Consider the following 18,869-nt stretch of genomic DNA (forward strand, 5'->3'; position numbering starts at 1 on the left):
GCCGTCCGGGCGTACAGAGTGGAGATCACATCGTCGTCAGGCGGGAGCACCGTTGAGCGAAGGACTCACGTTCGCCAGTCCGATCTCCGGGCCGATCTCCGGGCCGATCTCTGAGGCCGCCCCCGCCGTGGGCGGCCGCAGGGCCCTGGTCTTCCTCGACTCGCCGCCGCCCGTCCCCGAGACGGCCCAGGTCTCCCCGGGAACGGACGCACCCCCGCCCTGGCCCGCTTCGGAACGGGCCGGGGGGACGCCGCCCGCCGCGGACGGGACAGCGAGCGGGACGGGGAAGGCGGCGGAGGAGGCGACGGGCGGGACGGCGTTCCCGGCCGGGAGGGCGCCGGCCCTCGCCGCCCAGCCTGACGCGCGGCTGGCCGGCGCGCTGCGCGCCGAGGGGTTCGCCGTCGACGCGGAGCACAGCCGGGGCGCGCGGGACGACGGCGAGCGCGTGTGGGAGTTCCTCAGGTCGGCGCGGGAGGGGGACCTGCTGGTGATCCGGCTGCCGTCGGACGGCGGCTGGACCTCGGGGCAGCTCGGCTCCATGATCGGAGCGTTCGGCAGGCAGGTCGGCGAGTCGCTGGCGGCCGCCGTGCTGCTGGTCGTGGACTTCGGCTGGAGCGCCCTCGATGACTCCGCGACCCCGGTCAGGCAGCTGGCCGTCGCCGGAGAGCCCCGGGTGGCCGCGGCGGCGCTCACCCTGACGTTGAGGTTCGACGAGACGCTCCCCGGACCTGTGCGCAGCCTGACCGACGTCATCGCGGAGGGCCTGGCGACGCGGGCCGCCGACCTCGACGGCGACGGGGTCGTCACCGTCGGCGAGCTGCACTCCTACGCGCTCGACCACTACGCGACCGCCTCCGCCGCCCGCACCCCCATCCTGATCGCCTACGGCGCCGTCACGGAGGTCCCGCTGACCCAGCCGGGGGACGCCGCGGCCCCCTTCCCCGCCGTCCTCGCGCGGGCCGCCGCCCGCCTCGGCGGCCGGACCCCGCCCGCCTCCGGACTCGAGGTCGTCAGGCGCGTCTACGAACTGCACCTGAGCGAGCCCGCCAGGCAGCTGCTGCGCAGAGCCTCCCTTCTCGACGAGGACGAGTCCGTCGAGGAGGTCTTCGGTGAAGCGGGCGAGCTCAGGCAGTGGGGGCTGCTCGGCGAGAGCACCACGTTCGCCCATCCGGACGTGCGGGCCTTCGGCTACTCGCGCCTCTCCCCCGCCGAGAGGGCCCGGACCTCGGCGCTGCTGCGGCGCAGGCGGGCCGGGCTGCGGACCGTACGGCCGAGGGCGCGGCTCACCGCGGACCGGTGGACCACCGAGGACCAGCTCGGGCACCGCCTCTACGCCGAGGCCATCGCCGCGTTCGTCAGGCATCCGGAGACCCGCCCGCCGCTCACCATCGGCGTCAAGGGGCCGTGGGGCACCGGCAAGACATCTCTGATGCGGATGATCCAGGACATGCTGGATCCGGGGGCGGCGGGAAACGCCCCGGCGGAGATCCACCTTTCCGGCGCCCGCGCGGACAGGACGCCGACCAACGCGGAGGTGATGGCCCGGGCGAGGCAGCGGCCCGAGGAGAGCAGGGCGCGCGCGGTTCCCGGCGTCCTTCCGGTACGGCGGGCCGACTGGCGGCCCACCGTGTGGTTCAACCCGTGGATGTACCAGAACGGCGAGCAGGTCTGGGCCGGGCTCGCACACGAGATCATCAGTCAGGTCACCGAACGGCTGCCGAGGGCGGAGCGGGAACGCTTCTGGCTCGAGCTCAACCTGGCCAGGATCGACCGTGAGGCGGTCCGCCAGCGCGCCTACCAGCTGGCGCTCACCCGCCTGGCGCCGCTCGCCCTCGGCCTGGTCGCCGGGCTGGTCATGACCGGCGCGCTGCTGGCCGCCTCCGCGCTGCTGCCCGCCGTCGACGACCTCCTGCGCTACACCGCCGCCGCCGTCGGCTCCGCGGGCTCGGTCGGCGTGCTCGGGGCCGGGGCCGTACGGCTGGCGAGGTTCTTCGGCGAGTCGGCGAACAACGCCTTCTCCGACCTGGTGCGGCAACCCGACCTGCTCGCCCGCGACGCGGCCGACGGGCTGTCCGCCGAGGTCACGACCGGCCCCGGCTACCGGTCGAGGACGGGGTTCCTCCACCTGGTGCAGACCGACATGCGGCACGTGCTGGACCTGGTGGCCACCGAGGAACGGCCGCTGGTGGTGTTCGTCGACGACCTGGACCGTTGCTCACCGGGCACGGTGGCCCAGGTCATCGAGGCGATCAATCTGTTCCTCGCGGGCGAGTTCCCCAACTGCGTGTTCGTGCTGGCCATGGAACCCGAGGTGGTCGTCGCGCACGTGGAGGCCGCCTACCGCGAGCTGGTCGAGACGCTGCCGGACAACGGGCGTTCCGGGCTGGGCTGGCGGTTCCTGGAGAAGATCGTGCAGCTGCCGCTGAGCGTGCCGCTGCTCGACGACGCCGACCGGCTGCCCGCGTTCGTCCGCGCGCTGCTGGGCATGCCCGAGCTCGCCGAACCGGCCGGGCCGCCGGGGGCCGACGGAGGCGGGGAGAGCGGGGGCGGGGGCGTTCCCGGCCAGCGGTCCCGGTCGTGGGACGAGTCGTCCGCGCCGCAGGACGGGTTCTCCGCGTCACGGGACGGGCTCCTCGCGGGGGAGGGCGGGGCGCAGCCGTACGAGAACGGAGGCGGGCCGCGCGGATCGGACCCGCGCCCGCCCCGGCCGGGAGCGCAGACGCACGAGTCAGGGGCGCGGGCGCGCGGGCCGGAGAAGCGGACGCGTGGGCGCGGGGCGGACGGACCCGGACCGGGGTCCCGGCGACACAGCCCGGTCGACGTTCCGATAGCCGATCCCCTGCCGCGTCCCGTCGAGCCGCCGGACCCGGTTCAGGTGAGCCGCCTCGAGGACGCGATCTGGGCGCTGCGGCCCACGGCCGCGACCCTGGACGAGGCGGCCAGACTCGCGCAGGAGGCCCTGGGCATCGAGAACCAGGACACGATCGGCGGGCTGTCCTCGGCGGCGCGCGAGGCGGCGGACCGGGTCTTCGACGACCTCTACAGCGACGAGAACGCCTACCGGGCGATAGAGTTCGTGCTGCCGGCCCTGACGTTCTTCAACCCGCGCCAGATCAAGCGCTACGTGAACGTCTTCCGCTTCTACTCCTTCCTGACCTACCGGCGCACCCTGGCCGGGGCCGCGCCCGCCTCGGACGCCGAGGTCGCCAAGCTCGCGGCGCTGACCATCCACTGGCCGCACCTGCTGTCGCTGCTGATCATGGAGGTCGGGGGGACGACCGTGCTGCAGAGCCTCGAACACGCGGCGGGCACGGCCGACGACGAGAGCTGGGAGCGGGCCGTCCACGAGGCCGGTCTGGCGGGCCACGGCGCCTGGGACGGCGCCCACCTGGACACCCTGCGCGACCTGTTGTCCTGCCCCCACCCCATCGCCGACCTCGCCCGCCACCTCCTGTAGAGCCTTCGGAGCCTCCAGGGCGCGGACCCTGCGTCGGCGGGGCCGCGCCCCTGACGGTCCGCTCGCCCCGACCTCGCGGCCCGGCCGGGACGCGCCATGCGGGTCGACGGGAGCCGTGTCCGCAGGACTCGGAGGTCCGACCGGTCTGCCCCGCGCGTCCACGGTGGCCGGAGGCGGCTCCCCGGCAAACACACGCACCAGGACATTCCAGGAGACAGGAGCATGATGAGCACGTCGGAGCGGTTCGTCGTCATCACCGGTGGACCGGGCGCGGGAAAGAGCACCCTGATCGAGGCGCTCGGGCGGCACGGGTTCGCCTGCGTCCCCGAGGCGGGCAGGGCGATCATCCGCGACCAGACGGCGATCGGCGGGCGGGCGCTGCACCAGGCCGACTCCCTGCTGTTCGCCGAGATCATCCTCGCCTGGGAGATGCGTTCGTACCGCCATGCCGCCGGCCAGACGGGAACGGTCTTCTTCGACCGCGGGATACCCGACGTCGTCGGCTATCACCTGCTGCTCGGCCGTCCCGTCCCACCGCACGTGTCAGCCGCCGCCCGCCTGTTCCGCTATCACCCCCGCGTGTTCGTCGCGCCGCCCTGGCAGCAGATCTACGCCCACGACCGCGAACGCACCCAGGACTTCGCCGAGGCCGTCCGCACCCACGACGCGATGGTCGACGCCTACACCCGCCACGGCTACGAGCTGATCACCCTGCCCAGGGACGGTGTCGACTCCCGCGTCGCGTTCGTCCGCGCTCAGTCGCCGGGCGTGGGCGACGGGTCCGTGAGGTAGCGGGCGACCAGTTCCTCGAACTGGGCGATCGCGGGCCGCCAGTCGTACGGCGGCTCGTGGCAGCGGGTGGCGTGCCGGTCGCGGTAGACCAGGGTGTAGGTGAAGTGGTCGGCGATGTCGCAGCCCTCCCGGGAGGAGGACCACGTCCGGATGTAGGCGAGCCTGCGCTGCAGGGCGCGGAACTCGGCCGGGGTGAGCCGGAAGTCGGCGGTCGTGTCGCCGTTGGTGCCGTGGGCTCTGCCGTACCGGTCTATCGTGATCGCCTGGTGGATCCCGGCGAAGCCGCCCGACTTCTCATAGAAGATCGTCGCCGCGGGGGTTCCGGGCGCGGCCCGCGCCGGAACGTCGGCCCGCGCCGCTGCCGGGCTCGCCGCGACAGCCGCAAGGAGCACCGCGGCGAACATGTGCTTCAACATGGACATGTTCCTTCCGTTACGGATATGACGGCCACTTCGCCGAAATCGGCTTTTTCATGGTTTTTCCATAGGGCGGTCACCGCACGGCGACGGCGGTTCACGGTGACTCCGACACGCCGGGCCACACCTTCACAGTAAACAATGAGGGCGCGCCCGGGATTTTCACCAGCCACCCCGAGGGAAGGATTTCCTTCCTGGTGATATAAGCCGCAGATTTCTGCGTACCCTAACATCACCCTTCTACTATCGCTTTACCGGACGATCCGGATGCTTTTCTTTCCGCGGCGGCCAGGCGGCCCAGGGCGAGCCGCGACGGCATGCGAGGCCAAAGGCCCCGCCCCCGGTCTCACCGCAGCCGGCGACGCGCGACCTCCCACCCGTCCACGACGGCGGAGGGGCGAACAAGAAAGGCGCGCACGACCCCCGAACGGCGAAGCGACGATCCGGGAAACGTCACCGGAGAAGACGATTCCGCATGAGCGCGAGAACCAGACCGGAGACGTCGGCTGTTCGCCACCTCGACGCAACGCGCCGCCATATCACCACGCCGATCTTTTTCACTGAAGAAATCCTGAAATTATCGGCCGATCCCCGACCGGCCGGGCTCACCGCGGTCGCCGAATCGTCGGACGACGGGGGCCGGTGAACGGTCCCCACGTTCCTCGCGTCCCCTCCGCGCCTGTCGCGCGCCGCCTCCCGGCGATCGGCCGGAGCCCGCCCGGACACCGGCAACCGAGCACGACCCAAAAGCGGTTTTTGCCCCTTGCATTCGCCGGATACGCCCGCCTATGGTTCTCGCGAAAACGAAAACGGTTTTCGCTACCGATTGGAGAGACGCATGCAGACGACCCTCGGCTTCCAGGAGCTGACCCCCGCGGCGGCGCTGCCCGCCCTGCAGGGCCCGGGCACCAACGCCCTGGTCCACACCCCGTTCGCGTTCGAGGAGCTGGCCCCGGCCGCGGCGCTGCCCGCCCTGCAGGGCCCGGGCACCAACGCCCTGGTCCACTCCCCGTTCGCCTGGAACTCCTGAGTTCCGACAGGGCGGCCCGCTCGGAGAGCGGGCCGCCCGCCCCCTCCTCGTTCCCCCGTGAAGTCGCCGAGAAGGCCGAGAAGAGAGCAGATGGAGTCGATCGCCCCCGGGCATCACCTGTACACCGGTCCCGACGGGACCTGGCGCTCATGCGATGAGAACGAACGGTTCGCCCGGCTGTCCGGCCAGGCGGACCTGCTGGAGCGGATGCGCGAACAGGCCTACCGGGGCGGGAGCGCTCCGGACCTGGAGCCGCTCGCCGCCGTCCTGCGCGAGCGGGGCGTGCTCACCCCCCTCCCCGGCGAGGACGCCGACGAGGGCGAGCTGCGGGTGTGCGTTCGCGGGGACGGGCCGGTGGCCGTCGAGGTCGCACGGCTGCTGGAGACGGCCAGGAACACGCTTCTCGACGACGACCCCCGTACGGCGGACGCGCTGGTCGAGTGCACGGGCTGGCTGCCTGACGAACGCTGGCGGCGCGTCGACGCGGGCGGAGGGGTCTGGCACCGCTGCCACGTCGAGGGCCGCCGGTTGGTGGTCGGGCCGATGACGGTGCCGGGCCGCACCGCGTCCTACCGGGACCTGCGGGGCCGCAGGCTCGCCGCGGCGGCGCTGCCCGACGAGCTCGCCGGTCTGTGGTCCTACCTCGACGACGGCCTCGCGGGCACGGCGCCGCTCCCGCCGGTGCCCTGGCCCAACGCCGGAGCGGTGGCGATCGCCGCGGGCCTGCTCGTCAACGACCTCCTGACGTGGCGGGACGGCGGCCTGCCCGCCACCGCCGGATTCCAGCTGGTGGTCGACCCGGCGTCCGGTCGGGTCGACCGGCACCCGGTGCTGCCGCTGCCGGTCGCATGAGCCGGTTCAACCTGCGGCTGCCCGGCTGGGACGGCACCTCGCTGGCGCTCGACGCCCATCTTCCCGAGCCGTCCTCGTGGCCCGTCCCCACGGTCGTCACCCGCACGCCGTACGGGCGCGGCCACCACCTGGCCGAGGGAGCCGGGTGGGTCCGGCGCGGTTTCGGCTACGTGGTCCAGGACGTGCGGGGCCGGTACGACTCCGACGGCGTCTGGGAGTGCTACCGCCATGAGCGCGGCGACGGCGCCGCCCTCGCCGACTGGATCCGCGCCCAGGAGTGGAGCGACGGACGCCTGGTCGGCTACGGCGGCTCCTACAGCGGATACACCGCGTGGGCGCTGGCCGTCGAGCGCCCGGAGTCGGTGCCCGCGGTGGTGAGCATGGGCCCGTCGATGGCGCTGCACCGCACCAAGTTCGAGGACGGCGTGCTGCGGCTGGCCGAGCACGCGGCCTGGTGGCTGGAGCGCGCCGACGGCCGCGTCAGCCGGGACGGCCTCACCGCGCTCCTGCTCGGCGGCGACCCCGGCGCGCTGGCCCGGCTTCCGGTGGTCGACCTGCCCGACCGGCTCGGGACGCGCCTGCCGCGGTGGGCGGAGGTCGTCCGCCGCGGACCGGACCACCGTCCGGAAGAGGAGATCACCGAGCGGGACCTGGCCGCCCTCCCGACCGCCGGGCTCCACGTCGGCGGCTGGTACGACCTGCTGGTCGACGAGACGCTCCTGCACTGGCGGACGGTCGGCGCCGCCCGCAGCCCCCGCCCGCCGCAGCGGCTGATCATCGGACCGTGGGGGCACGACCTGGCCTTCACCGGACGGACCCGGCACGGCGACCGGGAGCACGGCCCCCAGTCGCTGCTCGACCTGGGCGCGACGCAGGTCGCGTGGATCCGCGCGTGCCTGGCGGGCGCCGACCCCGGCCCCGACCTGGTCCTCCCCGTCGGCGGGCGGTCCTGGCTGTCGTGGCCCGCCGCGGGCGGCGAGTCCGTTCTGCACGCGCATCCCGACGGAACGCTCAGAACCGTCCCCGCGGACGCGCCGCCGGGCGCCTTCGTCTACGACCCGTCCGACCCGTGTCCCTCGCTGGCGCCCGGCGCCGACCGGCGGCCCCTGGACGGACGTCCCGACGTGCTGCGGTTCGGCACTCCGCCGTTGCCGGCGCCGCTCTCCTTCACCTCGGCCCGGGTCCGCCTGGACGTCGCCGCCCCGGCCGACGACGTCGACTGGATCGTCCGGCTCGCCGAGCACACCGCGGAAGGTCAGGTCTTCGAGCTGGCCCGCGGCCGTACGGGAGGCTCGGGACGGCTCGCGCTCAGCCCCGTCTGGGTGAGCCTGCCCGCGGGTTCCCGGCTCCGCCTGGAGATCACCGGCAGTGACTTCCCCCGCCTGGCCCGCTCGCTCGGCACCGGGGCCGACCGGTACACCACCACCGCGACCGCGACCGTCCACCAGCGGGTGAACGCCGCACGCCTCGTCCTGGAGACCTCATGAGCAGCCCAGAAGACCTGCTGGTCGACCCGCGCACCGGGGTGCTGACCGCGCTCGGGCCCCAGGCCCGCCGTCCCGGGCTGCCCCGCTGGTGGACCGGGTACGGCGCGGCCGTCGCCGACACCCGCAGGTTCGCCGGATGGACCGCCGACCGGCACGGCTTCGGCGCGACCCTCGGCGATCCGGCGCACGCGCGCGCCGCCGCGCTCGGTGAGGCGATCGAACGGTACTGCGGCAACGCCGTCCCCGCGGACCTACCCGTCTCCTCCTGGAACCGGCTCACCGAGGCGGCCCTCGACCCCGAGACGATCCCGCTGTACTCGGCCGCCCAGTACCGCGAGCCCGGGTTCCCCTTCGTCCCCCTCACCCGGGACCTGCCGATCGCCTGGACTCCGGCGACGGACATGCGCCGCGGCGGACGGGTGCTGGTCCCCGCGTCCATGGCATGGCTCGACTACTTCCACGGTCCCCGCGCCGCCCAGCCGCCCACCCACTCGCTGCCGTACTCGGGCATCGCCACAGGCCGCACCCGCGAGCGCGCCGAGCGGGCCGCCCTGGAGGAGCTGTTCGAACGGGACGCCACCACGATCTGGTGGGCGAGCGGCGCGGCCTGCGACGCCGTCGCCGACCCGGAACGGGTCATCGCGGCGCTCGGCGACGAGGGGCCGCTGATCCGGCTGCTGGTCGTCCCCTCCCCGTTCGGCGTCCCGGTGATGGCCGCGTTCCTCGAGGACCCGGAGACCGGGATCGTGGCGTTCGGCGGCGCCTGCCGCGCCACCCCTCACCAGGCCGCGACCAAGGCGCTGGTCGAGGCCTACGGCCTGTACTCCCTGACCCTCCAGCTCGCCGACCCCGACGGACAGGTGTGGCAGGCCGTCGCGACCGGCGCGCTGGAGGAGCACGTGTTCCGGCCCTTCCGCGCCGACCGCTCCTACCGGGACGCCTTCCGCCCCGACTACCGGGACCTGACCGACCTGCCCGCCATCGCCCAGCTCTACCTCGACCCGCGCATGCAGGGCGCGCCCCTGGAGCGGTTGCGCGCCGCCCCCGGCCCCGCCCTGGCCGATCTGCCCTCCGCCGACCCCGCGGGCTATCTCGACCGGCTGGCCGCGGCCGGGCTCACCGCCTACAGCGTCGACCTGACCACCCCCGACGTCGCCGCGGCAGGGCTGCACGTGGTGCGGGTCCTGGTGCCCGGCCTGGTCGGCAACGCCCCACCGGCCTTCCCCCTGCGCGGCGGGACCCGCCTGTACGAGGTGCCACGGACTCTCGGCCTGACCGACCGCGTCCTGGACGAAGCCGACCTGTTCCCCCACCCTCTCCCCCTGGCCTGACATGTACTCCTCGCTCCTGGACCCCCGTACCGGCGTCGTCCGCGCCCTCGCCCGCGCCGACCTCCCCGACCACCTGCCCGGCTCGTTCGAGCTGGTCACCGCGGTGCTGTCGGACACCACCCGGTTCAGCCGGTGGCCCGCCGACTCCGCAGGCGCCGGATACGCCTTCGCCGATCCCGAGGCCGCCCGCGGCGCGGCGCTCGGCGAGGCCGCCGAACGCTACTGCGGCAACCTCGTCCCACCCGGGCTGCGCCTGGCCGCCCACGACGAGCTCGGCCCCGCGGGCCTCGACCCGGCGACCCTGGCCCTGTACTCCCCCGAGCAGCACGCCGCTCCCGGCTTCCCGCTCACGCCGTTCACCCGCGACCTGCCGGTGGAGTGGACCGAGGCCACCGACCTGAACAGCGGCCAGAAGCTGCTCGTTCCAGCCGGGCTGGTGTGGGTGTCCTATTTCTCCGCCGACGTCACCCCGCCCGCCCCCCGCACCAACCCGATCATCCAGGCCGGGCTCGCCGCCGGGCCGACCCGGGAGTACGCGATCCGGGGTGGGCTGTGCGAGATCGCCGAACGCGACGCCATGACCCTGGCCTGGCACGGCCGCGCCGGACTCCGCGCCCTCACCCCGCCGCCCTGGCTGGCCGCCTTCGCCGCGGGGCCGCGGCGACGCCTGCACGTCAGGTTCCTGGAGTTCCCCACCGCCACCGGCCTGCACGTGACCGGGGCGCTGGTCCGCGACCGGGAGACCGGCTACCTCACCCTCGGCATGGGCGTGCGGCGGGACGGCGAGGAGGCGATGGTCAAGGCCTACGGGGAGGCGTTGCAGCTGCAGCTGTTCGTCGCCGGGCTCGACGACCCCGGCGGGCCGTACAGCAGGGTGGCGGCCGATCCGCGCAGCCCCCTCAAACCGTGGCGGGCCGACCGCGCCTACGGCTCGTCCTACCGGGCCGACCTCGCCGACGTCGTCGACTACGGCTGCCATCTGCAGCTGTTCCTCGACCCCGCCGTCCAGCGGGAGTTCGAGGAGGAGCTCGCCCAGGCGCTGACCGAGCGCGCGCCCGCCGCGCGCCCGCCCGCCGCCCCGCCCCGCGATCTCGGCGAGCTCGCCCGGCGGCTCGGCCCTCGGGCGCTGTGCGTCGAGGTGACCACGCCGGACGTGCGGGCCGCCGGGCTGCGCGTGGTCCGGACCCTCGTGCCCGGCGCCTACTCCAACACCGCCGCCGGTCTGCCGTTCCTCGGCGGCGCCCGCCTGCCCGCGACCCTGGACGGCCGTCCGCGCCGCGTCCTGCCGCTCCCACACTGAGAGATCCCGCCCTTGACCTCCCCACACCTCATCTCCGGGTGGCGCTACCCGCTGGCGGTCGCGCTGCTCCTGGCCGCCGTGCCGCTCACCCTGGTGGCCGCCGTCGGTCACGGCGCCGTCGACCTGCCCGCCGCCGACGTGTGGCACACGATCACCGCGCATCTCACGACCGGGCGCCGCCCCGCGGACGTCAGCGGCATCGACGACGAGATCATCTGGAACTCGCGGGCCCCCAGGACCGTGCTCGCCCTCGTCGCCGGGGCGGGACTCGCCGTCGCCGGGGCCGTCCTGCAGGCCGTGGTCCGCAACCCCCTGGCCGACCCCTACGTCCTGGGCGTCACCTCCGGGGCCTCGCTGGCCGCCGTCGCGGTCATCACCCTCGGCGGCGTCGCGGGACTCGGCGTGTCCGGCGCGGCCTTCGCCGGGGCCTGCGCGACCCTCGCCCTGGTCCTCCTGCTCGGCAGCAGGCGGGGCACCCTGGCCCCGACCCGGCTGGTCCTCGCCGGTGTCGCCCTGTCCTACCTGCTCCAGGGGGCGACCAGCTACCTGCAGCTGCGCGCCCAGCCCGGCCAGCTGTCGGGGATCCTGTTCTGGCTGCTCGGCTCCGTCGCGGGCGCGGGCTGGGACGACCTGGCCGTGCCGTGCGTCATCGTCGTGGCCTGCACCGCCTGGCTCGCCCTCCAGGGGCGGCGGCTCAACGCGATGCTGCTGGGCGACGAGACCGCCGCCGCGCTCGGCGTCGCCGTCCACCGGTTCCGGCTGGCGCTGCTGGCCGTCGCGGCGCTGCTGACCGCCGCCGTCATCTCCGTCGCGGGCGGGGTCGCGTTCGTCGGACTGGTCGTCCCGCACGCGGTCCGGCTGCTGGTCGGGCCCGACCACCGCCTGTCCCTTCCCCTCGTCGCCCTGACCGGCGGGTTGTTCCTCGTCGCCGCCGACCTCGCCGCCCGCACCCTGTCACCGCCCCTGGAACTCCCGCTCGGGGTGCTGACCGCCGTGCTGGGCACCCCGTTCTTCCTGTGGCTGCTGCGCCGCGAAAGCCCGGTGACGTGATGCGCGTCGAACTCACCGGCCTGCACCTGCCGCTGGGCGGAGTCGCCGGGGCGGACCTGCGCGTCGAACCGGGCGAGTTCGTCGGGCTCATCGGCCCGAACGGCAGCGGCAAGTCCACGCTGCTGCGTTCCCTCTACCGGACGCTGCGCCCCGAGGCCGGAACGGTGCTCGTCGGCGGAGACGACGTGTGGCGGACCCTGTCGGCCCGCCGGTCGGCCCAGCGGATCGCCGTCGTCGCCCAGCACGGCGGCGACGGCTTCGACTTCACCGTCGCCGAGCTCGTGGCCACCGGCCGCACCCCGCACCGGGGCGCGCCGGCCGCCGACCGGCGGATCGTCGCCGCGGCCCTGGAACGGGTCGGCATGGCCGGCAAGGCCGACCGCGTGTACACGACGCTGTCCGGCGGGGAACGCCAGCGGGCGCTGCTCGCCCGAGCCCTCGCCCAGCAGGGCGGCGTCCTCGTGCTGGACGAGCCCACCAACCACCTCGACGTCCACGCGCAGTTCGAGCTCCTCGACCTGATCCGCTCCCTGCGGGTCACGGCCCTGGCCGCGCTCCACGAGCTCAACCTCGCGGCCGCCTACTGCGACCGGCTCTACGTCCTGGACGCCGGGCGGATCGTCGCCCACGGCGCCCCCGCCGACGTCCTGACCCCCGATCTGCTCGCCGAGGTGTTCGGCGTGCGGGCCCACCTGGGCGTCAACCCGCTCACCGGCCGCCCGAACCTCGCCTTCGCCCCCCTGGGACAGACCCCCGTCCCTCTGACAGAGACCGGAGACCCCCGATGAGAACTCCGCTCCGCGCCGCCTGCGCCCTGGCGGCCCTCACACTGGCGACGGCCTGCGGGACCGGCGCCGACGGACAGGCCGACGCCCGCCCCGACGGGGGTGGGGCCGCAACGGCTCCGGCCGCCGCGGGCGCGTTCCCCGCTCAGGTCGTCAACTGCGGGCGGACCGTCCGCGTCACCAGGGCGCCCGAGCGGATCGTGTCGTTCTTCCCCTCCAACACCGAGCTGCTGCTCGCCCTCGGCGTGAAGGACCGCGTCGCCGGCCAGGTCTGGGCCGACCAGTCGCCGCCCAAACCCGCCTACGCCGCCGACTACGCCGGGGTGAAGGTCCTGTCCGGCGGCGAGGTGTCCAGGGAGACGCTGCTGGCCGCCCGCCCGGACTTCATCCTGGCCGACGGCGAGTACAACTTCGACGGCAGGAAGCTCCCGACCATCGCCGAACTGGCCGAGCTGGGCGTCCCCGTCTACGTCGACGCGGCGTTCTGTCCCGCCGTCACGGGCACCGCCACCCTCGCCGACACCGAACGCGACCTCGACGCCCTCGGCGCGCTCCTGGGCGTCCCCGACCGGACCGCGCGGGCCAAGGAGACCGTCGCCGCGACCCTCGGCGACGTCCGCAGACGCCTGGCCGACCGGACGCCGGTGCGCGCCGCCATGGTCCAGATCTTCGACAGGCAGCTGTACGGCCTTGCGGGCGGCCTGTACTCCGACATCGTCCGCACCGCGGGCGGCGTCAACGTCCTGGACGGGCAGGTCCCCCCGGGCAAGAACTTCGAGGTCGTCTCCGTCGAGGCCGTCGCCAAGGCCGACCCTGAGACGATCGTCTATCACCACACCGACGACGCCGACCGCGCCGCCGCCGAGAGGTGGATCCGCGACCACCTCGGCCAGACCAGGGCGGTCAGGGACAACCGGCTGATCGGCACGCCCGCCGCCGACTACTCCGGGCTGCGCGCCGTCGACGGCGCCCTGGCGCTCGCTCGGGCCCTGCACCCCGCCGCGTTCTGATGCGCCGCTATCTCGCCGCCCGGGTGATCTCCTGGGCGGGGTCGTCGATCACCCTCGTCGCGCTGCCGGTGCTGCTCTACCAGCGCACCGGGAACGCCGCCCTCACCGGCCTGCTCACCGCCCTCGAGGCCGCCCCCTACCTGCTGCTCGGGCTGCCCGCGGGCGCGCTCGCCGACCGGTGGGACCGCCGCCGCACCCTCACGCTCACCAGTGTGATCAGCGCGCTGGCGGTCGCGAGCGTCCCCCTGGCCTCCGCGACGGGACTGCTCACCACGCCTCACCTGTTCGCCGTCGCCGCCGCGACCTCCGCGTCGTTCGTGTTCTTCGACGCCGCGGCCTTCGGGGCGCTGCCCGCCCTCGTCGGACGCGACCGCATCGCCCAGGCGACCAGCGCTCTCATGACGTGCAGCACCCTGATCGCACTCGTCGGCCCCGCCCTCGCGGGAGTCGTGGTCGCCGCGGTCGGCGCGCCCCGCGCCATGAGCGCGGACGCCCTGAGCTACGCCGCGGCCGCGCTCCTGCTGGCCCGCCTCGCGCTGCCGCCGTCCTCGCCGCAGCCGCGCCGCCGTCTGCGCGCCGAGATCCTCGACGGCATCCGCCACATCCGCGCCCATCCCGTGGTCGGGCCGCTGACCTTCCTCGGCGTCGGCAACAGCCTCTCGGAGGGCGCCGTCCTCGGCCTGCTCGTCGTCGTGGCCGTGGAGCAGTTCGGCCTGCGGTCCACCGACCCGGCGATCGGCCTGCTGTTCGCCTCGACCGCCGTCGGCGCCCTGCTCGCGGGCCTCGCCGTACCCCGCCTGCGCCGTCGCTTCACGACACCCTCGATCTCCCTCACGGCGCTCGCCGCCGTGGGGCTCCTCCTGATCGTGTGGGCGTTCACCGGGCGTCTCGTCCCCGGGCTCTTCGTCCTGGCCGCCTGGCAGGCCGCCAACACCCTCGTCAGCGTCAACGGGATCGTCGAACGCCAGGAGCAGACGCCCGACCACCTGCAGGGGCGCGTCAACACCACCGCCCGGATGATCGCCTGGGGCGGCCAGCCCGCGGGAGCGGCCCTCGCCGGGGCCCTCGCCGAGCTGACCACCCCCCGCACCGCCCTCCTCACGACGGCGGGCGTCGTCCTGACCACTCTCCTGCTCCCGCCGGCCCGCGCTCTGGCCCGTCTGCGCGGCACACGACGGGGACGGGAACCGGTCGATCCCCGCGGCTGAACGCCCCGGCGTCACCCCGTCCGGCGAGGCCGGTGGGCGGGGTGACGCCGGGAGGGATCAGCGGAGGTCTCAGCCGGGGAACACGACCCTGGCGTACTGGTACCTCGTGTAGCCGTTCTCATCCCCCTGGTGCCTGCGGCCGGTGATGACCGTGCCCGCGGGCGCGGTGAAGGAGTGGTTGCTCTCCTTCATGTCCCCGGTCCACCTCGGGTCGGCGAAGTAGATCGGCTTGCCCTGCCAGTACATCTGGCCGGCGAGGTACTTCGTGGAGCCGTTCTCGTCTCCCGAGTGCCATCTGCCGACGATGGCCTGGTTGATCGGGGCGATGTAGGTAGACCTGCTCTCCTTTATCGCGCCGCTCCAGGCGCCGAGGACCGTGTGCTGGACCTGCTGGCCGTCGATGTAGATCGCGCTGCAGTAGTACGTGGTGTTGCCGTTCTCGTCACCGGTGTGCTTGCGGCTGGTGATCACCTCGTTGTCCGGGCAGGTGAACCAGACGCCCGCCGACTCCTTCACGGTCGAGATGTGCTTGAGCACGACGTCGACCTTCGGCTCCGCGGCGGACGTCGCCGCGGACGCGGGGGCCGCGGCCAGGGCTGCCAGGGCGACCGCCGCGATCGCGGTGGGTAGAGCCTTCCTGTACATGTTCGTCTCCTCCGGCTTTCCGTTACGGGTCGTTCGGTGTGCGCCGAGAGCGCGTGCTGACGGCTCACGACATCCCTGGAGCGTGAGGGCCTCGACGTATCCGGCCGGTGGCGCGCCGATCCCGCCCCTCGCGTCGTCCGCGCGCGCCGGGAGGAGGCCTCCGCAGGGGATGATGATCACATCGTGGCGTCGCCGCGTCGCCGGGTCGTCCCTCTGCCGGGTGAGCGCCGATCCGCCCCGGGGGCTACCTCCCGCCCCCTCAGCGGATGATCGCGCCGGAGCGGGGTCGCCCGCTCCGGCGGGCACGCGCGAGAATGCGTCCATGTCCCAGGCGACGCTGCGCACCGCCCGCATCCGGCTCGTTCCGCTGTCCGACGAACACCTCGAGCACGAGGTCGAACTCGACTCCGACCCCGAGGTCATGCGCTACCTCGCCGGCCGCGCCCGGACCCGTGAGGAGGTCGAACCCTTCCACCGCCGACGGCTCACGGCCGCGGACCGCGTTCCGGGACTCGGCTACTGGGCCGGTTCCGTCGACGGGCGGTTCGTCGGCTGGTGGATCCTGGGGCCTCCGCAACGCCCCGACCAGGGCCCGGTCGAAGGGCAGGCCGAGCTCGGCTACCGGCTCCTGCGCCGCCACTGGCGTCAGGGCCTGGCCAGTGAGGGGGCCAGGGAGCTCCTCCGGCACGGGTTCGAGGACCTCGGCCTGACCCGCGTCTTCGCCGAGACGATGGCGGTCAACACCGCCTCCCGCGCGACGATGGCCGCGGTCGGCATGCGGTACGTCCGCACGTTCCACACGGAATGGGACGAACCACTCCCCGACAGCGACCTCGGCGAAGTCGAGTACGCCATCACACGCCAGCAGTGGCTCGCCCGCCACAGGAGTGCGCCGGACCTGTGACGATCACGACCCGGAACGGGTGGCCCGGCCGCCCCCACCTTTCCACCGCACGGCAGTGCTTCCGGGGGAGGTCAGAGGTGGGGGCGTTCAGGGGACGGGGAAGTCGAACTCGCCGTCTTTGACGCCGCCGACGAAGGCCTCCCACTCGGCCCGGGTGTAGACGATCACCTCGGCGTCGGGACGACGGCTGTGCCGTACGGCCACCCGCCCACTGCCGTTCCCCAACGGCCCCGCCTCGACACACTGCCCGCCGGTGTTGGCGCTTCTCGTGCTGACGCGCCAGGCGACGCTCGCCAGTTCCTCAGGGGTGACCATCACGTGCTCCTCCCTCTCGCCTGTTTGACACGGTCGAGCGCGGCCCGGATGACAATTGCGGATTCATCCGGGGTGAGTGCGGCGCTTTGGATGGAATCGTATGCTCGGGCGAAGTCTTCGGCACCCTCTGCTTCGGTATAGACGGCACCGCCCCGGGTGTCCACATGAGCCACATCGGAGTACGGCTCCGGCATGTCGAAGAACATGAAAGCACCATCCAGACTGGCGTGTGCCCCAGCGGCGAACGGCAGCACTTGAACGCTCACGTTCGGTCTCACCGCGACATCGGTCAGGCGCTCCAGCTGGGCGCACATCACCCTCGGACCACCGATCACGCGGTGGAGCACGGCTTCGTCGAGAATGACCTCCAAGATCGGAGCCGTCTCCGCGTCGAGTGCACGCTGCCGATCCATCCGGAACTCGACCCAGCGCTCGATCTGCTCCCTGGAGGTGTCAGCGTCGTCCGCCGCGATGACCTCCAAAGCGTAATCGCGGGTTTGGAGAAGGCCAGGGACGACCATCGCGTCGTATGAACAGATCTTTTTCGCGCGAGTTTCGAGCCAGGCGTGGTCGAGCATTCCGCCCAAGGACTCGGTGGCGTAGCCGTCCCACCAGCCTTTCCGCCAGATGTCGCGACTGAGCTGTTCCAGCCCGTCGCGCATCTTCTGGTCGCCGACGCCGTAAAGGTTGAGCAGCGCCAGCACGTCGGACGCTCTCGCCGGGATGATGCCGGACTCCAGGCGGCTGATGGTGGCCGCGTCACGCTGTAGGTAGTCGCCCGCCTGCCTGAGGGTCAGCTTGGCCGACTCTCGGAACTCTCTCAGGTGCTTGCCGAGCCACTGCGCCCTCAGCGTCGGTCCTCGTTTCACCCTCACTGCCGCCTCCTTTTGGCCTACGCCATCCATTTCCCGACCATTGCTGGCAATTTCGGGCAATATCAATAACTTTTTTCAGCAACCTTGCGTCAATCTGAATTCAGTGTCACGCTACCGAAGCATCGATAGTCACGCTCTGCATTCACCTGAAAACACAGGGAAATCAGAGCAGGGCGGAACCGTTCATCAGATCTCCGCTCAGGCCCCGCACCGGAAGGGAGCACTCACCATGGAGCGTCACACCGGTTCCGACCAGTCGTCCGACCGCCATGACCCGAGCCTCGACGCGCCTCACCCCTGGGACACGTCCTTGGAGCTCGCGTTCGAGGACACGCGGGCGCTGTTCGGCGAACTCCCCCGCATGTTCGCCCTGGTCCAGGGGTGCGACGACGAGGAGGTCGCGACCGAGGTGGTGGCCTACGGGCTGGCTCTGCCGGGCGGCGCGGCGACGACCGTCGGCGCGAACGGCCACGGGTTCGGCCTCTGGAGGAGCCCGCACAGCGCCGCGTGGCGGCTGCGCTCCGACCTCGTCTGGCTCGGGGAGGACGCCGCACGGCCGGACGGCGTCGAAGGGCCCCTGTCGTAGCCGCGAGGAAAGGAAAGGCGCCCGGTCCCTCAAGGACCGGGCGCCACAGGCGAGGGTCGCAGGTGTGGTGCGACCCGCGTCAGCGAGGTGTCGTCCTGTCTCACGACTCCCCGGACAGCCTGGCCGAGCCCACCGACGCGGCGGTGATGACCCTGGCGGCGGTCTGCGTCGAGGAGCTGGAGTTCAGTTCGGACAGGTTCGCCCTGTTGAGCGCGTAGACCACGAACTCGTAGGTGTTCACCGTCGAGGGCGAGCAGGGTCCCTGGTAGCCGAAGAGGCTCGCGCTTCCCCGGTAGTAGACCTGCCTGGATCCCGAGGGAACCGAGGGCTGGTAGGTGTGGTCGACGTTCTGCGGGAGCGAGGTCACGCTCACCGGGATGTCGTAGATGACCCAGTGGATGAGATTCCTGTTGTCGAGGTCGCGCATGACGATCGCGTAGCTCCTGGCGGCGGTCGGCCCGCCGGCCCACGTCAGGGGCGGGGACTCGTTCTTCTGGCGCGGATCGCTGCCGCCGCTGGTGCACTCGTGGACCTTCGGGATGACCCCGCCCGGGGAGAAGGCGGAGCTTGTCAGGGTGAACGCGGCGCGCCCCGCCTCAGACGACGACGCGACGGCGGCTGAGGCCGAGGGGGCGACGGTCCACGTGACGAGGCTGATCGATGTGACGAGCAGGGCATACAGCATGGCGCGCTTGTTGGTCACAGAGAGCTCCTTAAGGAGAGTGTGTTCCTGGACGCTCCATCCGTTTTACTCCTGATATTTACTTCTGTCGTGGCGATGATGTAATGATGGCAATTTATGTCTACTGCCGTCCGTTTTAGCGGT

General features: G+C 73.0%; 19 protein-coding genes. 14 read left to right on the forward strand and 5 right to left on the reverse strand.

What is annotated here, in order from left to right:
• Window positions 1–52 precede the first annotated feature (52 nt).
• Both PKF00_RS17100 and PKF00_RS17105 read left to right on the forward strand, forming a co-directional pair.
• The gene (locus PKF00_RS17100) at window positions 53–3,457 is read left to right on the forward strand and encodes a P-loop NTPase fold protein (protein ID WP_271218524.1); all 3,405 of its coding nucleotides are present in this window, start codon (window positions 53–55) and stop codon (window positions 3,455–3,457) included.
• 222 nt (window positions 3,458–3,679) lie between these two features.
• Window positions 3,680–4,249 carry an AAA family ATPase gene (locus PKF00_RS17105; RefSeq protein ID WP_271218525.1) on the forward strand — a complete coding sequence of 190 codons (570 nt, stop codon included), beginning with the start codon at window positions 3,680–3,682 and terminating at the stop codon, window positions 4,247–4,249.
• Here PKF00_RS17105 and PKF00_RS17110 read toward each other — a convergent pair.
• Complete coding sequence (locus tag PKF00_RS17110; protein WP_271218526.1) at window positions 4,213–4,665, reverse strand: hypothetical protein; 453 nt, start codon at window positions 4,663–4,665, stop codon at window positions 4,213–4,215. The genes PKF00_RS17105 and PKF00_RS17110 overlap by 37 nt on opposite strands.
• A gap of 475 nt (window positions 4,666–5,140) precedes the next feature.
• On the opposite strand from PKF00_RS17110, the gene PKF00_RS17115 reads away from it, so the two are divergent.
• The 10 genes from PKF00_RS17115 (at window position 5,141) to PKF00_RS17160 (ending at window position 14,718) form a co-directional block, all read left to right on the forward strand.
• On the forward strand, window positions 5,141–5,311 hold the full coding sequence (locus PKF00_RS17115) for a hypothetical protein (RefSeq protein WP_271218527.1): 171 nt from the start codon (window positions 5,141–5,143) through the stop codon (window positions 5,309–5,311).
• A gap of 192 nt (window positions 5,312–5,503) precedes the next feature.
• Window positions 5,504–5,695: a streptamidine-related RiPP repeat protein gene (locus tag PKF00_RS17120; RefSeq protein WP_271218528.1), complete on the forward strand. Its 192-nt coding sequence runs from the start codon at window positions 5,504–5,506 to the stop codon at window positions 5,693–5,695.
• Window positions 5,696–5,785: 90 nt separating this feature from the next.
• Window positions 5,786–6,547, forward strand: a complete 762-nt coding sequence (locus tag PKF00_RS17125) for a hypothetical protein (RefSeq protein WP_271218529.1) — start codon at window positions 5,786–5,788, stop codon at window positions 6,545–6,547.
• The gene (locus tag PKF00_RS17130) at window positions 6,544–8,034 is read left to right on the forward strand and encodes a CocE/NonD family hydrolase (RefSeq protein WP_271218530.1); all 1,491 of its coding nucleotides are present in this window, start codon (window positions 6,544–6,546) and stop codon (window positions 8,032–8,034) included. The genes PKF00_RS17125 and PKF00_RS17130 overlap by 4 nt, the downstream gene beginning before the upstream one ends.
• Entirely contained in the window at window positions 8,031–9,365 is a 1,335-nt protein-coding gene (locus PKF00_RS17135) for a YcaO-like family protein (RefSeq protein ID WP_271218531.1), read from the forward strand. Before PKF00_RS17130 ends, PKF00_RS17135 begins: the two co-directional genes overlap by 4 nt.
• A 1-nt stretch (window position 9,366) precedes the next feature.
• Window positions 9,367–10,665: a YcaO-like family protein gene (locus PKF00_RS17140; protein ID WP_271218532.1), complete on the forward strand. Its 1,299-nt coding sequence runs from the start codon at window positions 9,367–9,369 to the stop codon at window positions 10,663–10,665.
• Between the two features lie 12 nt (window positions 10,666–10,677).
• Window positions 10,678–11,715 carry a FecCD family ABC transporter permease gene (locus PKF00_RS17145; RefSeq protein ID WP_271218533.1) on the forward strand — a complete coding sequence of 346 codons (1,038 nt, stop codon included), beginning with the start codon at window positions 10,678–10,680 and terminating at the stop codon, window positions 11,713–11,715.
• Window positions 11,715–12,503, forward strand: a complete 789-nt coding sequence (locus PKF00_RS17150; RefSeq protein ID WP_271218534.1) for an ABC transporter ATP-binding protein — start codon at window positions 11,715–11,717, stop codon at window positions 12,501–12,503. The genes PKF00_RS17145 and PKF00_RS17150 overlap by 1 nt, the downstream gene beginning before the upstream one ends.
• Window positions 12,500–13,510 (forward strand): ABC transporter substrate-binding protein, encoded by a 1,011-nt coding sequence (locus tag PKF00_RS17155; RefSeq protein WP_271218535.1) that lies wholly within the window; start codon window positions 12,500–12,502, stop codon window positions 13,508–13,510. The genes PKF00_RS17150 and PKF00_RS17155 overlap by 4 nt, the downstream gene beginning before the upstream one ends.
• Window positions 13,510–14,718 (forward strand): MFS transporter, encoded by a 1,209-nt coding sequence (locus PKF00_RS17160; protein ID WP_271218536.1) that lies wholly within the window; start codon window positions 13,510–13,512, stop codon window positions 14,716–14,718. Before PKF00_RS17155 ends, PKF00_RS17160 begins: the two co-directional genes overlap by 1 nt.
• Before the next feature lie 69 nt (window positions 14,719–14,787).
• Here the strand turns inward: PKF00_RS17160 and PKF00_RS17165 are convergent, their stop codons facing one another.
• The gene (locus PKF00_RS17165) at window positions 14,788–15,363 is read right to left on the reverse strand and encodes a hypothetical protein (RefSeq protein ID WP_271218537.1); all 576 of its coding nucleotides are present in this window, start codon (window positions 15,361–15,363) and stop codon (window positions 14,788–14,790) included.
• Between the two features lie 322 nt (window positions 15,364–15,685).
• Between PKF00_RS17165 and PKF00_RS17170 the strand changes: the two genes are divergently transcribed.
• The gene (locus tag PKF00_RS17170; RefSeq protein WP_271218538.1) at window positions 15,686–16,267 is read left to right on the forward strand and encodes a GNAT family N-acetyltransferase; all 582 of its coding nucleotides are present in this window, start codon (window positions 15,686–15,688) and stop codon (window positions 16,265–16,267) included.
• An 87-nt stretch (window positions 16,268–16,354) separates the two neighbouring features.
• Here the strand turns inward: PKF00_RS17170 and PKF00_RS17175 are convergent, their stop codons facing one another.
• Together PKF00_RS17175 and PKF00_RS17180 are read right to left on the reverse strand one after the other, a co-directional pair.
• Complete coding sequence (locus PKF00_RS17175; protein WP_271218539.1) at window positions 16,355–16,582, reverse strand: DUF397 domain-containing protein; 228 nt, start codon at window positions 16,580–16,582, stop codon at window positions 16,355–16,357.
• Complete coding sequence (locus tag PKF00_RS17180) at window positions 16,582–17,457, reverse strand: helix-turn-helix domain-containing protein (RefSeq protein WP_271218540.1); 876 nt, start codon at window positions 17,455–17,457, stop codon at window positions 16,582–16,584. The genes PKF00_RS17175 and PKF00_RS17180 overlap by 1 nt, the downstream gene beginning before the upstream one ends.
• A gap of 229 nt (window positions 17,458–17,686) precedes the next feature.
• On the opposite strand from PKF00_RS17180, the gene PKF00_RS17185 reads away from it, so the two are divergent.
• Window positions 17,687–18,043: a hypothetical protein gene (locus PKF00_RS17185; protein ID WP_271218541.1), complete on the forward strand. Its 357-nt coding sequence runs from the start codon at window positions 17,687–17,689 to the stop codon at window positions 18,041–18,043.
• A gap of 100 nt (window positions 18,044–18,143) precedes the next feature.
• Here PKF00_RS17185 and PKF00_RS17190 read toward each other — a convergent pair whose 3' ends face one another.
• On the reverse strand, window positions 18,144–18,746 hold the full coding sequence (locus PKF00_RS17190) for a YbhB/YbcL family Raf kinase inhibitor-like protein (RefSeq protein WP_271218542.1): 603 nt from the start codon (window positions 18,744–18,746) through the stop codon (window positions 18,144–18,146).
• Window positions 18,747–18,869 lie beyond the last annotated feature (123 nt).

The organism is Streptosporangium carneum (assembly GCF_027922005.1).
Taxonomy (GTDB): Bacteria; Actinomycetota; Actinomycetes; order Streptosporangiales; family Streptosporangiaceae; genus Streptosporangium; species Streptosporangium carneum.

Coding starts and splice junctions, on each gene's coding strand:
- PKF00_RS17125 (WP_271218529.1), top strand. CDS start 5,786: ATGGAGTCGATCGCCCCCGGGCATCACCTGTACACCGGTCCCGACGGG.
- PKF00_RS17130 (WP_271218530.1), top strand. CDS start 6,544: ATGAGCCGGTTCAACCTGCGGCTGCCCGGCTGGGACGGCACCTCGCTG.
- PKF00_RS17150 (WP_271218534.1), top strand. CDS start 11,715: ATGCGCGTCGAACTCACCGGCCTGCACCTGCCGCTGGGCGGAGTCGCC.
- PKF00_RS17120 (WP_271218528.1), top strand. CDS start 5,504: ATGCAGACGACCCTCGGCTTCCAGGAGCTGACCCCCGCGGCGGCGCTG.
- PKF00_RS17140 (WP_271218532.1), top strand. CDS start 9,367: ATGTACTCCTCGCTCCTGGACCCCCGTACCGGCGTCGTCCGCGCCCTC.
- PKF00_RS17185 (WP_271218541.1), top strand. CDS start 17,687: ATGGAGCGTCACACCGGTTCCGACCAGTCGTCCGACCGCCATGACCCG.
- PKF00_RS17135 (WP_271218531.1), top strand. CDS start 8,031: ATGAGCAGCCCAGAAGACCTGCTGGTCGACCCGCGCACCGGGGTGCTG.
- PKF00_RS17175 (WP_271218539.1), bottom strand. CDS start 16,582: ATGGTCACCCCTGAGGAACTGGCGAGCGTCGCCTGGCGCGTCAGCACG.
- PKF00_RS17115 (WP_271218527.1), top strand. CDS start 5,141: ATGAGCGCGAGAACCAGACCGGAGACGTCGGCTGTTCGCCACCTCGAC.
- PKF00_RS17170 (WP_271218538.1), top strand. CDS start 15,686: ATGTCCCAGGCGACGCTGCGCACCGCCCGCATCCGGCTCGTTCCGCTG.
- PKF00_RS17105 (WP_271218525.1), top strand. CDS start 3,680: ATGATGAGCACGTCGGAGCGGTTCGTCGTCATCACCGGTGGACCGGGC.
- PKF00_RS17155 (WP_271218535.1), top strand. CDS start 12,500: ATGAGAACTCCGCTCCGCGCCGCCTGCGCCCTGGCGGCCCTCACACTG.
- PKF00_RS17110 (WP_271218526.1), bottom strand. CDS start 4,665: ATGTTGAAGCACATGTTCGCCGCGGTGCTCCTTGCGGCTGTCGCGGCG.
- PKF00_RS17160 (WP_271218536.1), top strand. CDS start 13,510: ATGCGCCGCTATCTCGCCGCCCGGGTGATCTCCTGGGCGGGGTCGTCG.
- PKF00_RS17165 (WP_271218537.1), bottom strand. CDS start 15,363: ATGTACAGGAAGGCTCTACCCACCGCGATCGCGGCGGTCGCCCTGGCA.